The sequence below is a fragment of the Thalassorhabdus alkalitolerans genome (genome assembly GCF_042656525.1).
Lineage (GTDB): Bacteria > Bacillota > Bacilli > Bacillales > Marinococcaceae > Thalassorhabdus > Thalassorhabdus alkalitolerans.
In genome coordinates, this window is record NZ_JBHSOZ010000005.1 from 252,274 (window position 1) to 267,715 (window position 15,442).

The following is a 15,442-nucleotide window of genomic DNA, read 5'->3' on the forward strand; positions in this document are numbered from 1 at the left end:
ATACCCTAAAAACAGAATAGCATAAAAAATGAGCCGGGATATTTAATCCTGACTCATTTTTTTCGAAGGAAGGTGTGGGACAGTTCCTGAATGTCAAACACGCAAGTTTATAAAGCATTTAAAAAGAGAAACCGATATTAACCTCAGCCACATTAGAAGGTTCGCCTTCTGTTTCTGTAAGTGGATTATAGGGGACGATCATGTAATCATCTAATGAAAACATATTGACACCGTCAACTGTATATTCACCTTTTCCTTCCACTTCTCCAACCTTTTCACTTTCACCATTTTTCACTTCATAAACTTGATAAATAATTCGATCATCCTGCGAGGGCGTCCAGGATAAGTTTACATTCAGCAGACCTCCACCTCTCAAGCTGAGTGAGGCATTTAAGTCACCAATGTTTGCAAGCTGTATCGGTTCTTCTAAATCTTTCACGTCTTCCGGCTTATGAAAGGCAATGCTCTCTCGATCCAGATCCTTTCCATTCAAAATCTTTTTAAATAAGGCTGTAGGATAGGAGCTGCTGGCAATCGATTCTTCTTCAACAGCTTCGTCGTACCCCATCCACAGCGCCCCGGTCCATTTTGGTGTGAAACCGACAAACCATGCATCTCTCGCTCCTGTTGTTGTCCCTGTCTTGCCTGCTAATGCATGCTCTGTGGCCCCGGCAGTACCTGTACCTTCCGTGACGACATTTTCTAGCAGCCTTGTCATATACCAGGCATTTTGAGGACTTATTACTTCATTTAATTCAGGGTCTGCTTCCCCTATTTGCTGCCCATTCCTATCATAAATTTCTTCAATGACATAGGGCTCTACTCTATTTCCTTCATTTGCAAAGGCTGTATATGCTGAGGCCATTTCAAGGGGGGTATAGCCTGTAGAAAGACCGCCTAATGCCACTGCCAGCCCGTCATCCTCAACAGGAAGGCCGAAATCTTCCATCCAGGAGGTTGCATAATTTACTCCTAGTTCATTAAAAAGCCAGACAGCAGCTGTGTTAGTTGACTGTGCCACAGCTTCAGCCATTGAGATTTCCCCTTGATATTCTCCATTAAAGTTCGCAGGTGAATAACCATCGTAATCAATCTGCTCATCTACCAGCATGGAATAGGGATGGTAGCTTCCTGATTCCAGTGCTGGACCATAAACCGCAGCTGGTTTAATAGCAGATCCTGGCTGCCGTTTTACATTAACCCGGTTAAGGCCATGCCTTACATATTCTCTTCCTCCTTGGAGTGCAGCCACACCGCCGGTATGGTGATCAATCATCACATATGCGCCCTCTACAACATTTCCTGGGAAATTCCCGGAATCCTGAAACATGTCATAGGCTTCCAGCTGCAGCTCTTCATCTACAGGAACCACAATATCATAGCCGCCTGTATGGATTTCTCTGGAAGTCAGATTATACTTTTCTTCTGCCTCTTGAAGAACCATATCAATATAGGTGAAATAAGCAGGATTATTTTCATACCTCTGCAAATCCTCAGAAAGAGACCTTCCTTGATAAGCCACCGTTTCCTCTGCAGTCAAAAAGCCGTGGCGTTCCATAACAGCCAACACTGTATTTCTTCTTTGTTCTGCTCTTTCAATATCATTGGCAGGAGAATAATGGCTTGGTGCTTTAGGAAGAGAAGCGAGCAGGGCTCCTTCGTCCACTGTGAGTTCCCCCACATCTTTTCCAAAATACAATCGTGAAGCCTGTTGAATGCCGTAGGCTCCGTGCCCAAAATATATATTATTTAAATAAAAACCAAGGATTTCATCCTTGCTGTATTTTCTTTCAAGGCTCATTGCAATGAGCACTTCTTTTGTTTTTCTCAAAAGCGTTTTGTCGTGGGTCAAAAAGACATTTTTTGCTAATTGCTGAGTGATCGTACTGCCGCCTTCTACCCTTGCACCAGCTAGAATATCTCTATACAGGGCGCGGCCAATTGCTCGCGGGTCAATCCCCTGGTGATTGTAAAATCTTACATCCTCTATTGCCACAAAGGCATTTTGCACGTGAGATGGTACGTCATTAATGTCTACAACCTCTCTGTCTTCCTGAAATAGCTTTGCTATCAATTCGCCATCTGTATCATAAATATGGGAGGTTTCATTCATAACCAGCTGTTTCTCATCAATCGCTACTGTCCCGATGACAACTACTGCAAAATATATAGCAACACCAAGTCCAAAAACAGCGCTGAGCATGGCCATCCATAATAAAATTTTTCTTTTTATCCTCATTCGACAACTAACTCCTTTTGTCGATCACTTCTTTATGTAAAATCATTATAGTATAGATTCGTTCATACCTGAATATATTTTCTCCAATTGTGGTGCCTGGCACCCATCTTTTTGTAACATTCCTGTAACATACAACTCTTGGTCAGTTTGCACTTCCTCACCCCTTACTGCTGTTTCGTTTGTAAAAATGTCAATGTTCGTCCATTGTTTCTTTACTAAAATAAGCTATAATTTACTATGGTGCTTTTCTTTAAATATCTTTCGCATTGGAGGTGCCTTATTTGACTGAGGTAACCATCTGGTTAGCATTTGGAGCTGGTGTCATTTCTTTCCTGTCTCCTTGTATCTTTCCCCTGGTGCCAGCGTATCTGGCTCAATTAACAGGGACAACCATATCAGAAAACCAAATTCATGCCGAACGCCGCATGATTGTATCAAGAAGTCTTGGTTTTATTTTAGGGTTTACTATTATTTTCCTTATTTTAGGAGCATCCTCTACCTTTATCGGCCAGTTCTTTGCCAGATACAACACGCTAATTGAACAGCTCGGCGGAATTATCATTGTAATTTTTGGTTTGCAAATGGCCGGGATCATTTCTATTCGTGCTCTTTTATCTGAAAAGAAAATGAAACATAACCCTAAAAAGTCAACCAGCTTTGCAAGCTCAGTCGTATTCGGACTAGTATTTGCTGCTGGCTGGTCACCGTGCATAGGACTTGTTCTTGGAGCTATCTTGACTCTTGCCAGTCAGGCAGAAACAATGACTTCTGGAATGGTGATGCTCTTTGTCTATTCTATCGGACTCGGGATTCCTTTCCTTTTAGTTGCTCTTTTATATTCACGCTCCTTAAACAAAATGAAGAAAATAAATAAGATTATTCCTCGCATTCAAAAGATAAGCGGGTATATTATGATCGGCCTTGGAATTATGCTCTTTACCGGATACTTTCAACTGATTTCCAGTTATTTGGCAAGGTTTGTTCCTTTCGGTATTTAATTTAATTCTGGTAGAATAAAAGAATAACATTGTCTCTCAATAAGATTGGGCTCATACAGCAATACCTTCGGGTTATCGCATAAGCTTGGCTGTATGAATAATTGGGAGACTTCTTTGTTGATAAATATTTCGCTTAACGAAAAAAATCAAAAAGGGGGCTAAGAAACTATGGAAAACAAAGTATATGATTATCTGGACACGCTATACAATGAAATGGTTGATATCCGCAGATATCTTCACCAGCATCCTGAACTTTCTTTCCAGGAAGTACATACACCTAAATACATCGCCGAGTTTCACGAAAAACTTGGCCACAAAGTTGAAACAAACGTTGGCGGTCGAGGAGTCGTAGCACGTCTGGAAGGCGGAAATCCTGGTCCTGTCATTGCGCTCCGTGCTGATTTTGATGCTCTTCCTATTCAAGATGAAAAAGAAACCCCTTATAAGTCCACCGTTGATGGCGTAATGCATGCCTGTGGACATGATGGTCATACTGCCACATTACTCGGTTTAGCTAAAGCACTGAACAAAGTTCAGAGTGAACTTAAAGGTACGATTGTTTTTATCCACCAGCATGCAGAAGAGTATGCTCCAGGCGGAGCGATTGAAATGATCAAAGACGGCTGTCTCGATGGTGTCGATGTTATTTTTGGAACCCATTTGTGGGCCACAGAGCCAGTTGGAAAGATTCAATATCACTCAGGGCCAGTCATGGCAGCTGCAGATCGTTTTGAGATCAAAATCCTTGGAAAAGGTGGACACGGTGCCATGCCTCACCTTACAAAGGACGCCATAGTCATTGCTTCTCAGCTTGTTGGAAATATACAACAGCTTGTAAGCCGCCATGTAGATCCTCAGGAATCGGCAGTAGTTTCTATCGGAAAGTTTGAAGCGGACAATGCCTTTAATGTGATTGCTGATACAGCTAAGCTTGTTGGCACGGTCAGAACTTTTAACGAAGAGGTCAGGGATCAAATTGAAGCAGATTTAAAAAGATTAGTAGATGGTGTATGCCTCGGAGCAGATGTGCAAGCTGAATTTGATTACTTTAGAGGGTATCCTCCTGTAGTGAACCATGAGGAGGAAACTGCCTATCTGGCTGCTGCTGCTAAAGATGTGCCGGGAGTAGAGGTTATTGAAGACATGAAACCAATGATGGGCGGCGAGGATTTTGCCCATTATCTAGAACATGTAAAGGGAACCTTTTTCTTTACAGGGGCTAAAAGCCCTGAGTGGGAAACTGCCTACCCGCACCATCACCCCAAATTTGATATTGATGAAAAAGCCATGCTGATCGCAGCGAAAACGATGGCTAAAGCAGTTATTCAATACAAATAGAAAAAGAGGATCCTATTTATGAGGATCCTCTTTTTCTGTTAAAAGACGGAGGCGATATCCGTTCTTTGCTGTTTCCGCCAGCACATCCAGGAAATGATAGTTCGCGGCTGCCCCGACAATAGCACCAAAGCCCGGGATCAGCTGAAGCGTTTTAGGGAGGTCAATAAAATCCCGGTATTCAAGCTGAAACTCAGTCCAGTTCACCTCGTCATTTAAGGAAAGCTCTTTTGGTTTATCTTTAATATACTCTCCCCAATTTTCTAGTCTGTCGACTACTTCCAAACGCTTTCTTTCACTTGAAAATGCTGTTTGAAATAAATGGAGAATATATAATCTTTCTCTGTAATCAGACGTATCAAAGCCATAAATGGCAGCTGCTGAAAACAAGAACCTCATCTTTATTCCCAGTAGAAGAGGAAAATCTGCCATTCCTAAAAGAATTCCTCCTGCGCCGGTGCCAGCTCCCTCAGCTGCTGCTGTTCTCCTGTATGCAGCAATGGTTTCTTCTAGTTTTCTTTCCCTTTCTTCTAGTGAAGCATGCAAGATGACTTCTTGTTTTTTACCATACTCTGTCCCTGCCAGAGCTGTGTTTACCACATGCCTTACGGCTTCCCCTATAGAGTCATGAACTTTCTTTGGAATATAGCTGTTCATTTTCGTCTGCATTGTTTTTGTTAGTTTCTTAGACATAGAGGAAGGCTTTTTTACCTTTCTCAGCCAGCTTTCAAGCTCATCATGAGCGCGTTGTTCATATTTATAAGCAGTCACAACAACCCTCCTCTTTGATCAAAGGTGCTGACTCTTTATCCACTTTATGCCGTTTTCCTTTTTTTAAATACCAGTTTTCTTGCATAATACGAGCTAAATACGATACCGGCGGCTAAAGCGGCTATGAGAATAAAGATATTGACTCCATAAAGTCCTAATATGACACTAAACAAAAGAGCCTGCCCCCAAAGGAGTCTCTCTATGATAAACGTGAAAGACTGCTTTTTTAATTTATGTCTGACCGGGTACAGGTCCGTCCAAATTTTCACATCATAATGATTCCAAAGCGTGGAAAGCTGAAGTCCGGTCATGTAAATAAACAAGACTGCTAAAAACCCTCTCCCCAAGTCTGAAGGAATAACAGACATCACTAAGCTTCCTACGATAAACAACCGAACATAAATGCCAAAGTAATCATTTGCTCTAATAAATGTTTTTCCATAAAGATATGTGTATACGGAGGTCTTATTATGGGCGGCTTTATCTACCCATTTAGAAGCCCATATACGTCCCTTCACGCTTGACTTCAAGTGAGGAACGTCGATAAATGAGTTAGCAATCCTGTAGAAGAAGCTTACCATTCTCTCTTCCATTTCTAATACATGCTGCCATTTTAATCCATGTTGAGTATGAAGTTTCCGGTAGTAAAAAAGATAGACAAAAACCATTGCCCCAATGATGACAAGCGGGTAAACGACAGGAGCTGCTGAAAAAAGGAAAAACGTGAATGTAACGTTAACTAAAAACCTTAAACCAATGTGAATATCCCGAGTGGTGACAGATTGAATTCTCATCTCTGCCCACCTGCTTATAAGGTTCCACCATTTCCCTGCAGCAAGCCAAAGAAGGACAGTAAATAGATAACCTGTATCCGGATCAATTCGGTCTAAAAATAAGGGACCGAGAACCATAAATAACAAAGCGATGAAAAAGAGCTGCATGATGAAGGTATATATCAATGATTTTCTAAAATAGGAAGTAAGCTTGGTCTCGACTGGAAGCAAGAAAACCAGGTCTCCTTCTTTTAAGAAGGTACGGATGGGGCTTCTTGTCAAAAGCAATGCAAACAGTACTGAAAAAAACAGAACAGCTGGAAAGGCCGGAGGCAGCCATTCCAGAAATGAACTGTAATAGTATCCCCCCATCAAAAACAGGACATATAAAGTGAACACAAACCCGCTGTTTCCTATCAAACGAAGATACCTGACTGCTTCACTCCAAAATGTTTGGGATCGATGTTCCCACAATTCTTGAACCTTCATGATCCTTCTTCCTTTGTCATTTCAATGTAAATATCATCCAACGTAGCTTCAGGCATTCCAGCTTGTTCTCTTAGTTCACTCAGGCTGCCCTGCATACGAATTCTTCCTTCGTGCAGCAATACGAACCTGTCACAATAGCGTTCGGCCGTAGAGAGAATATGCGTAGACATTAAAATCCCTGCCCCCTGAGACTTCATTTCCATCATCATGTCAAGTAGTGACTTAATAGCTACTGGATCCAGACCTACAAACGGTTCATCAACAATATACAAATCAGGCTCTACAAGGAAGGCACACATAATCATAACCTTCTGACGCATCCCTTTGGAAAAATGGCTTGGAAACCATTTACGCATTTTTTCCATTCTATATTCCCGAATAAGCTTATCAGAACGTTCTTTAAAGGTTTTTTCGTCAATATTATAAGCCATAGCGGTCAAACGGAGATGTTCCATTAATGTTAATTCTTCATACAATACCGGTGTTTCAGGGATAAAAGTAAAATTCGAACGGTATCGGTCAGGGTCCTGCTGAAAGGTCTTTCCATTTATGCGGATCTCACCTTTAGAAGGCTCCATAAGCCCTAAAACATGTTTAATGGTAGTACTTTTACCTGCTCCGTTTAAACCTATTAAACCGACTATTTCCTCTTCGTTGATAGAGAAAGATAGGTCGTGAAGTATTGGTTTATGTATGTTGTACCCTCCGCTTACTTCCTCTATTTCGAGTAACCGTGCCATAGTGGATGCCCCTTTTTTTATAAAGATAATCGTCTCTGACATGTAAAGTATGTAATTAGATATTATACGTTGCTCCGGTTCCTATAGCAAAATGTACTGCCTTTACGTCTATTTCATAGAAAAAACAGCTTTCTCCTATAAAGAAAAGAAAGCTGTTTTTGTAGTCTTTACGCTTCTGGCTGCGGAGTAGGAGTAGCTTCAGGATAGTCACCTGTATTATAGTAGTCATCAATAGCATCTCTGATTTCTTTGTCTGAAGCACCATTTTCACTCATTTGAACAGCAGAATATGCTATTTCAAGACAAACACCGCATTTCATGCCATGATCATCCCAAGTAATTGTACCATCTTCATTTACTTGATTTACAAAGCAGTCATACACATTCCGGTGGCCTGCAGATTCATAACAACCACAGTAACAGGGAATATGTTCAAGAAGGTCTTTATGATGGACAGACTCAGCATAGACAGAGGAAATATCTTCATGAGTATGCTCCAGAAACTCAGGAAGTTCTGCAGCTGAAGCTGTGGTTTCTAAGATATCAAAGCCGTGCTCCTTTTGTTCCCCGACTGCTGGACTTCCGTCTGCATTTTCATTCCCGCATCCTGCCAATCCTGTCAGTAGAACTGCGAACATTAGAATACTCAGCCATTTCATAACAGCTCTCTCCTTTACTGTCGATAAGATACCTAGAAAAAATTATAGCACAGCAAATATGAGGATTGAGAGATAATTTTTGTCGAGGAAATGACAGAATAGGGCTCACTGTAAATATTCTAAAACCAATCTTTTCATCCTGGGCCGAGCCCTTGCCTCTTAATTTACCATTCGGTCGTTTTCTCCCCAGAAGTCCTTTCTGATTTGTACTTTTTGTATCTTTCCAGAGGCAGTTTTTGGCAGGGCGTCTGTGAAGGTGATCCCTTTTGGGGCCTTAAAATGAGCCATTTTAGAGCGGACAAATGAAATTAATTCTTCTTCATCAGCTTGGGCTCCTTGTTTGAGTACAATCACAGCGTGAGGCACCTCTCCCCATTTCTCATGAGGAACAGCAATAACGGCTGCTTCCAAAACAGCTGGGTGATTATACAGCACTCCTTCCACTTCGATTGAAGAAATGTTTTCTCCTCCGCTGATAATAACATCCTTTCTCCGATCTACTATTTCTATATAATTATTATCATAGACCACAGCCATGTCCCCTGTATAAAGATACCCGTTTCGTATCGTTTCTGAGGTAGCTTCCGGATTTTTCAAGTATCCTTCCATTACATTATTGGACCGGACGGCGATTTCTCCAATCGTTGTTCCGTTACGAGGCACTTCCTCCCCGTTTTCATCTAAAACCTTCACGTCAGTGCCTATCATGGAATACCCTGTTTTTGCTTTTAACAGGTGTTTCTCTTCTTTCGGCAAGTGTTCCAACGTAGAAGGAATATCTGAGATGGTAACTAAAGGGGAGATCTCCGTCATCCCATATACCTGGATAAATTCCCAGCCAAAGTCCTCCTCCACTTTTGTGACAAACGCCGGCGGCGGCGCTGACCCGGCAATGACCACTCTCATATCCTGTCCGAGCACATGTTCTTCAGGGTTCAGACTATGCTCTTCGAGAAGCATATTTAAAACGGTCGGAGCCATATGAGCAATGGTTATCCCGTACCTGTCGACTTTTTTAAAAATTTCCTTCGGGTCGACTTTACGCTGCATAACCTGTGTTGCCCCGTTAGCAGTATAGTAGAAAGGCGATCCCCACCCATTAACATGAAACATAGGAAGCACGTGTAGAAGAGTATCTCTGTCAGTGACTCTAAGATGATGCATAACGGTCAGAGCATGCAAGTAATTAGACCGGTGCGTTAACAACACTCCTTTAGGGTTTCCAGTGGTTCCGCTCGTGTAAAGCAGGCTCGCTATATCAGATTCATCAAGTTCCTCCCGGTCAAAGGCTGAGTCTGGAAATTGCGTAAGCCACTGATCGTAGCTGTAATAATTCTCCTGATCTTCGGCTGCTCCATGGGCAATGATTGTTTCAATTGTAGTCAGCTGATCTTTGATCGGTTCTATTAACGGGTAAAGTTCCTTTTCAACAAACAGCACTTTACTTTCACTATGGTTTAAAATAAAAAGATAATCTTCTGGCTTTAATCTTGTATTTAGCGGAGTCATTACAGCTCCAAGCTGAAATACTCCATAAAACCCTTCAAGCATTTCCAAAGTATTAGGGGCTAAGTACGCTACCTTGTCCCCTTTTCTGATGTTAAGCGCTTTCAATCCATGAGAAAGCTGATTTACCCTGCTGTTTAACTCTCTGTACGTGGTTTCCCTTTCTTCATCAATTACAGCAACCTTTTCACTATACAGCTTTACGGCCCGGTCTAGAAATTGTGTTAATACGAGAGGGACATACATAACAGTTCCACCTTTCCCTTCATTGCTATTTCAATATTTTTTCTGCCTCACAACTATAGTACAACACATTTGCTAAAAGTGTAAGAAAATTTAGAACTACGGTAAAATCCTTTTCTACTGATATATTTTTTTGAGCAATTGTTATACAACATAACTATTCTTGTACAGGCAATACCATTTTTTGCTACACTAAGGCTAGGATGTCTTTTCATAAGGAGGAAATCATATGTCTCACTCGCCCGATTGTATTTTTTGTAAAATAATAGGTGGAGAAATACCTTCAGCAACTGTTTATGAAGATGAACACGTAGTAGCATTTATGGATATTGGACAAGTGACTAAGGGACACACCTTGTTAATTCCCAAAGATCACCAGGAAAATATTTTTGAACTTGAAGAGGAAACAGCTGCTCATTTATTTTCAACTGCTCCGAAAATTGCACGTGCATTACGAAAAGAATTCCAGCCTAAAGGGATGAACCTTGTGAATAACAACGGAAAAGCAGCATCTCAGTCTGTGTTCCATTATCATTTACACTTCATTCCTCGATATGACGAAAATGATGGATTCCAACCGACCTGGGAGGACAATAGTTCCGATTACTCCCCGGAAAAGTTGCAGGAAATGGCTAAAGCTGTGCAACAAAATATGTAAAAAGTGCACCATAAAGGTGCGCTTTTTTTATCGGTTGGTTTTGACTCTTTCGTTTTAAGAGAACTGAAAAAATCACAATTTGTTCTTTTCCCGGAATGTTTGCTTTAAATTTTCTTTTTTTATGGTGTTAGAAGGTTCACAAATTTAACAGAAAACTGTAACGTATTAAATATGTAAAGCAAAGTAACCCTAATTACCAGAGATTTAAAAGGAGTGGAGAGAGAAAATGAACCGAGCCCATAATTTTAACGCCGGTCCTGCTGCCTTGCCAGCCGAGGTATTAGAAAAAGCGAAAGAGGAACTTCTTAATTTTGAAGAAACAGGCATGTCTGTCATGGAATTAAGTCATCGGAGCAAAGAATACGACAACGTACATAATAAAGCAATATCGCTTCTAAAAGAGCTTCTTAACGTACCTGATGATTACGAGGTTATTTTATTGCAAGGCGGTGCAAGTCTGCAATTTTCCATGATCCCTATGAACTTTTTAAAGTCAGAAGAGACAGCAAACTATATACTTACCGGCTCATGGTCTGAAAAGGCTCTAAAGGAAGCCAAAATTCTTGGTGAAACGAAAACAGGAGCTTCTTCCAAGGAAACGAATTACGACCGTATCCCGGAACTTTCTGAAATAGACGTAGATCCAAAAGATTCTTATGTCCACCTTACTACCAACAACACCATTTTTGGTACCCAGTGGCCATCCTTTGAATTTGATTGGGATACACCCGTAATGGCTGATATGTCCAGTGACATATTATGCCGTCCAATCCCTTTGGAAAAATTCTCTCTTATTTACGCCGGTGCTCAAAAAAATCTTGGTCCATCAGGTGTTACTGTGGTTATACTTAAGAAATCCCTTCTTGAGAAAATTCCTGATGATATTCCTACGCTGCTGAGATATGACACACACACGAAATCTAATTCGTTGTATCATACACCTCCAACTTTTGGTATTTATATGCTGAAAAACGTTCTTGAGTGGATTCAGGAGCATGGGGGATTAGAAGGCATGGAGAAAAGAAATAAAGAAAAAGCAGATATTCTCTACAAAGCTATTGATGAGAGTGATGGCTTCTATAAAGGCCACGCTGATAAAGACAGCCGCTCCTTAATGAACGTGACTTTCAATCTGCCTAATGATGAGCTTAACAAACTGTTTTTAAATCAAGCCAAAGAACGTAACATGATTGGCTTAAACGGCCATCGTTCGGTTGGCGGCTGCCGCGCATCCATATACAATGCTGTATCAATCGAGTCTTGTAAAGCCCTTAGAGATTTTATGGTTGAGTTTCAGCAACAGCACGGATAATAACTTTAATTGCACAGGACCTCCGTCCTGTGCTTTTTTCTCAAAGGTATCTTTAAATAATAGTTTGAAGGGATACAGAAAAGAGGAAAATAACCAAATAAGAGTTTTCCGTAAAAATATTTCGAAAAAGGAGCGAGAATCGTGAATACAAAATCAATTGTTTCCGGAATAGCAGCAGGCGTTTTAATAGGAGGAGCCTACGTGCTGTTAACCGCGCCCCAATCAGGAAAAGAGCTAAGAGAAAAGGCTAAAAGAAAAGAGGAATGGACAGCGCTTAACGAACAGACGCTCAATAAAAAGGATGAGATAAAAGAAAAGTGGAATGAAATTTCTACAGAAGGAAAAGAAGCACTCTCAAATCTTTCCTCAGAGATGCAAAGAACCTATAACCGTTATGAAGAGGAAGTAAAGCCTGAAGTACAGGCAATTCAAAAAGAAGTTCAGGAAATTTCAGACACGATTGCCACTTTAAGTGAAAAAATAAGGAAAGAAGCTGATGGTAATGAAAATAAATAATGTTATTTTATAAAAAAATCTTAGTTCTCCTTTATTCCTTACTCAATTGTTGTCATAATAGTAAGAAAGTATCTGCCTATAATAAGGGGGGAAATCTATGGCTAACTATTCTTCTGACTCCATTCAGGAGTCCATTATTTTCAGCCACAAAGTGGCACAATTAAGTAAAGCATTGTGGAAATCCGTTGAAAAGGATTGGCAGGCGTGGATTAAACCGTTTGACTTAAATATTAATGAACACCATATCCTATGGCTCTCTTACCAGATGAAGGGTGCCTCTATATCTGATATCGCTAAATTTGGTGTCATGCATGTTTCAACTGCTTTTAACTTTTCAAAAAAGTTAGAGGAAAGAGGCTATTTAACTTTCTCTAAGCGTGAAAAAGATAAAAGAAATACCTATATAAAATTGACTGACAAAGGTGAAGAGCTTCTGCTAAAAACTTTTGAAAGTTATGACCACAATACCTATAGTGTTTACCAGGGGGCTATGCCAATTAAAGAATTGTATGGAAAATTCCCAGAATTTTCAGAATTATATACCATTGTTCGTTATATATACGGGACTGAATTTATGAATTCTTTAGATGAGTCCCTTCATACATTTGAAGAAGAATTTAAAGAAGAAGAGGGGGCTCTTCGGCCAACTTCTGCAAAGTAGCCGGGTTTAGGAATTCCCCCCTATTCATCTCTCCCTTTTCCGATCCTGGAGGACCGTCACCAAATCTATGTACAACCCCTGCTTTTTCAGTGCCATGATGGTTTCTTCAGGATTTAACTTAGGGTTCAGTTCTCCTATAAATTCATCCAGCAGCTCCCCGTGATAGACCATTCCCTGTTTTCTTTCTTCAGCCAGCTTTCGCTCTAACACAGCGCACAAAGAATACAGTTTACTCATTTCCTTTTCTGTTATCTTTCTTTTTATAATTAGCCGGTAAAAGGGATGTCTTTCATCAATAAGCTCCATCAGAAGCTTTTGATGAAACTCCAGCCTTTCAATTCTCTCTCTCCATTCTTCATCCATATAATAATTTTTCCTCCTTCCCTATTCTTTTTTGTCTCTGTTAAAGGCGAATGTTGATTTTTAAAAGTTATTTGCGTGTGGATAAAGTCGTGAAGACCACATGAATTCGGATGAAGGAAAGCAAGGTACCTTTAGGTGCAAGCAAGCGTCTAAAAACAAAAATCAACGACAAATGGAACAAAGCTTTTTTATAAGAAAAGTACAAAATTGTCGAAAATCTATGTTTTTTAATAATTTATGTCTTACCTATTGATTTTTTAAGCAATTCCCTCTAAATTAATCAAAGAGATGGCTGAAGGGAGGAGATTGGGATGAACTGCTGGAAATCAGTAAATACACTCAAAGATTTCGATTCATCACGACTGATGCTTATTTCATTAGGTATAACATTATGTATTTTCATTATAAGTTACCTGATTTTTAGTCTCTATTATGGAGATATCAGCTCACAAGGCATCGGTTTCACGCTTACGGTTGCTGCCATAGTCACATTATATCCAGTTCATACCATGTTGCATTATGTCCCCCTTTGGTTTGCAGGGATCAAGACGGACGTACGGCTTTATAAAGTGAAAAAAAAAGGAAAACAAAAAGTAACAATGAAAGTACAGTTTAACAAGCCTGTGGCAAAAAATCTCTACATTACTGCTTTACTATTTCCCTCATTTTTAATTACGATAGGGGCTCTTCTTGGAGCATTAACCTGGCCTGAGTACATGCATTATTTTCTGTTAATCACTTCAATTAATGCAGGGCTTTCTGTTTATGACTGGGTTTATGTAAAACAATTAATAAAAGCACCTAAATACAGCGTAGTAGAGAGAAATAAAAATGGTGTCGACATTTTAGTAAAGCAGCCATCTTAAGACGGCTGCCTTACCCATTATTCCTGAATTCTCAGAATATCAATTTCGATATTATTTTCCAGCAAATCAATTTCTCTGATCGCTGGTACATATTCATCATTAATCTCTATTTCTGAAAGAGAGATATAGATGGCTCGCTCTTCCGGATAAATTTCTGCCCATTCAGGCAAGTCTGCTTGTGATGTAAGGACTTGTAAGGCTTCGGATCCTGGCAGTTGCAAAATGCCAAGACGGAGACCATCCTCGCGAAGTATAAGATCTCCATTTTCCTGAACTTCTGGAGCAAAGTTCATCTCTAATTCAATAGACCTCCCAAGAAGCTCTATTGAAGATTCAAGGATCAGACGGTCCTCTGCTGCTTCTACACTGAATTCTTCATCTTCCAGTTCTTCATATAAGAAATAATTCAGTTGTTCCTTTGTAGTAGTAAGGGTAAAAACCGGTTCGCCTGGCTCTTCCACTGTCCTTTCAGGCAGCTCTTTAGAGTCTTCTGTCTCAGGTAAGTAATGGTTGATAGCTGCCACCCCTCCGATTATAACAATTATATTTACACTAAGGAGGAGGAAAAAGGCAATCATCCAAATATTTTTCATTTTTCTGTTCTCCATTGCCACACACCTGCTTTATAAATTATTTCCTCCGCTTTCTTTGTAGTTTCCTTTTTTGGAAGTGAAAAAACTATCTTTTTCCTTGAACTTTTGGTAAGGTAAAGAAGATATGAGTTATTGGGGGTAACATTATGTTCGTTGTCTTCTTTGTAATTTTTGCTCTTTTTTATTTATTTGTAATCAATTCCATGACTAACGCCCTTTGCACACAAAAAGAAATCTCGGAAGAGCGTCAGCCTAAAGTGTTTCGTACAATTAACGTTCTCATTACAATTCTGTTAACATCAACGTACGTCAGAATGTTAATTGCAGCCTAGACGCATTTCATCCAGGCTGCTACAGTATGCAAATCAAGCCTGAACCAGGTCGTTTATCAATAAGGGTCTCCCTTGAGGCTTTTCTTCATGTTTCCAGCAGGAAATGGTTCTGTTTCTATCTGCCCATTTCTTATTGGATCCAGTGAGGAGAAGACATCATAAGGGAGACCCTTTTTTTGGTTAAATAAGCTGCTCGAAAGCTAACCTTTATCTTAATACCATGAAGCTCCAACAATAACTAGTAAGATGAACAGGACTACAATTAACGCGAACCCGCCGTAATATCCTTTAGACATGAGAACACCTCCCCCTGCCATGTTTACAATAGTTTATTCTTTCCCTCTTTCGGATGCGTGGGCTTTTGCCTAAAAACTCTTTTTTCTTCTAT

The 15,442-nt window shown here is 40.2% G+C and carries 17 protein-coding genes; 8 read left to right on the top strand and 9 right to left on the bottom strand.

Going from position 1 to position 15,442, the window contains the following annotated elements:
- Window positions 1–118: 118 nt before the first annotated feature.
- Complete coding sequence (locus ACFPU1_RS12110; RefSeq protein ID WP_385941481.1) at window positions 119–2,239, bottom strand: transglycosylase domain-containing protein; 2,121 nt, start codon at window positions 2,237–2,239, stop codon at window positions 119–121.
- Between the two features lie 272 nt (window positions 2,240–2,511).
- Here ACFPU1_RS12110 and ACFPU1_RS12115 point away from each other — a divergent pair, with 272 nt between their 5' ends.
- Together ACFPU1_RS12115 and ACFPU1_RS12120 are read left to right on the top strand one after the other, a co-directional pair.
- On the top strand, window positions 2,512–3,237 hold the full coding sequence (locus ACFPU1_RS12115) for a cytochrome c biogenesis CcdA family protein (protein ID WP_385941952.1): 726 nt from the start codon (window positions 2,512–2,514) through the stop codon (window positions 3,235–3,237).
- 168 nt (window positions 3,238–3,405) lie between these two features.
- Complete coding sequence (locus ACFPU1_RS12120) at window positions 3,406–4,575, top strand: M20 metallopeptidase family protein (protein WP_385941484.1); 1,170 nt, start codon at window positions 3,406–3,408, stop codon at window positions 4,573–4,575.
- Between the two features lie 12 nt (window positions 4,576–4,587).
- Here the strand turns inward: ACFPU1_RS12120 and ACFPU1_RS12125 are convergent, their stop codons facing one another.
- The 5 genes from ACFPU1_RS12125 to ACFPU1_RS12145 form a co-directional block, all read right to left on the bottom strand.
- Window positions 4,588–5,343 carry an EcsC family protein gene (locus ACFPU1_RS12125; protein WP_385941486.1) on the bottom strand — a complete coding sequence of 252 codons (756 nt, stop codon included), beginning with the start codon at window positions 5,341–5,343 and terminating at the stop codon, window positions 4,588–4,590.
- Window positions 5,344–5,387: 44 nt separating this feature from the next.
- Entirely contained in the window at window positions 5,388–6,605 is a 1,218-nt protein-coding gene (locus tag ACFPU1_RS12130; protein WP_385941489.1) for an ABC transporter permease, read from the bottom strand.
- Window positions 6,602–7,345: an ABC transporter ATP-binding protein gene (locus ACFPU1_RS12135; protein ID WP_054635562.1), complete on the bottom strand. Its 744-nt coding sequence runs from the start codon at window positions 7,343–7,345 to the stop codon at window positions 6,602–6,604. Before ACFPU1_RS12135 ends, ACFPU1_RS12130 begins: the two co-directional genes overlap by 4 nt.
- 167 nt (window positions 7,346–7,512) lie before the next feature.
- The gene (locus tag ACFPU1_RS12140) at window positions 7,513–8,004 is read right to left on the bottom strand and encodes a PCYCGC motif-containing (lipo)protein (RefSeq protein ID WP_385941492.1); all 492 of its coding nucleotides are present in this window, start codon (window positions 8,002–8,004) and stop codon (window positions 7,513–7,515) included.
- A 159-nt stretch (window positions 8,005–8,163) separates the two neighbouring features.
- The gene (locus ACFPU1_RS12145; protein ID WP_385941494.1) at window positions 8,164–9,756 is read right to left on the bottom strand and encodes a long-chain-fatty-acid--CoA ligase; all 1,593 of its coding nucleotides are present in this window, start codon (window positions 9,754–9,756) and stop codon (window positions 8,164–8,166) included.
- A 226-nt stretch (window positions 9,757–9,982) separates the two neighbouring features.
- Here ACFPU1_RS12145 and ACFPU1_RS12150 point away from each other — a divergent pair, with 226 nt between their 5' ends.
- The 4 genes from ACFPU1_RS12150 to ACFPU1_RS12165 all read left to right on the top strand — a co-directional run bounded on the left by ACFPU1_RS12150 (window position 9,983) and on the right by ACFPU1_RS12165 (window position 12,900).
- Window positions 9,983–10,411, top strand: coding sequence for an HIT family protein (locus tag ACFPU1_RS12150; RefSeq protein WP_385941496.1), 429 nt, complete (start codon window positions 9,983–9,985; stop codon window positions 10,409–10,411).
- A 226-nt stretch (window positions 10,412–10,637) separates the two neighbouring features.
- A complete protein-coding gene (serC, locus tag ACFPU1_RS12155) occupies window positions 10,638–11,723 on the top strand; it encodes a 3-phosphoserine/phosphohydroxythreonine transaminase (protein WP_385941499.1) in 1,086 nt (361 codons plus the stop codon).
- A gap of 141 nt (window positions 11,724–11,864) precedes the next feature.
- Window positions 11,865–12,239 (top strand): YtxH domain-containing protein, encoded by a 375-nt coding sequence (locus tag ACFPU1_RS12160; RefSeq protein ID WP_385941502.1) that lies wholly within the window; start codon window positions 11,865–11,867, stop codon window positions 12,237–12,239.
- Between the two features lie 97 nt (window positions 12,240–12,336).
- On the top strand, window positions 12,337–12,900 hold the full coding sequence (locus ACFPU1_RS12165) for an HTH-type transcriptional regulator Hpr (protein ID WP_100398199.1): 564 nt from the start codon (window positions 12,337–12,339) through the stop codon (window positions 12,898–12,900).
- Window positions 12,901–12,924: 24 nt separating this feature from the next.
- Here ACFPU1_RS12165 and ACFPU1_RS12170 read toward each other — a convergent pair whose 3' ends face one another.
- On the bottom strand, window positions 12,925–13,263 hold the full coding sequence (locus tag ACFPU1_RS12170) for a DUF1878 family protein (protein ID WP_385941504.1): 339 nt from the start codon (window positions 13,261–13,263) through the stop codon (window positions 12,925–12,927).
- A 311-nt stretch (window positions 13,264–13,574) separates the two neighbouring features.
- On the opposite strand from ACFPU1_RS12170, the gene ACFPU1_RS12175 reads away from it, so the two are divergent.
- The gene (locus ACFPU1_RS12175; RefSeq protein WP_385941505.1) at window positions 13,575–14,129 is read left to right on the top strand and encodes a DUF3267 domain-containing protein; all 555 of its coding nucleotides are present in this window, start codon (window positions 13,575–13,577) and stop codon (window positions 14,127–14,129) included.
- Between the two features lie 17 nt (window positions 14,130–14,146).
- Here the strand turns inward: ACFPU1_RS12175 and ACFPU1_RS12180 are convergent, their stop codons facing one another.
- Complete coding sequence (locus tag ACFPU1_RS12180; protein ID WP_385941508.1) at window positions 14,147–14,722, bottom strand: YpmS family protein; 576 nt, start codon at window positions 14,720–14,722, stop codon at window positions 14,147–14,149.
- A gap of 146 nt (window positions 14,723–14,868) precedes the next feature.
- On the opposite strand from ACFPU1_RS12180, the gene ACFPU1_RS12185 reads away from it, so the two are divergent.
- A complete protein-coding gene (locus ACFPU1_RS12185; RefSeq protein ID WP_054635569.1) occupies window positions 14,869–15,054 on the top strand; it encodes a hypothetical protein in 186 nt (61 codons plus the stop codon).
- A 212-nt stretch (window positions 15,055–15,266) separates the two neighbouring features.
- Here the strand turns inward: ACFPU1_RS12185 and ACFPU1_RS12190 are convergent, their stop codons facing one another.
- Window positions 15,267–15,350, bottom strand: a complete 84-nt coding sequence (locus ACFPU1_RS12190) for a YjcZ family sporulation protein (protein ID WP_035710302.1) — start codon at window positions 15,348–15,350, stop codon at window positions 15,267–15,269.
- Window positions 15,351–15,442 lie beyond the last annotated feature (92 nt).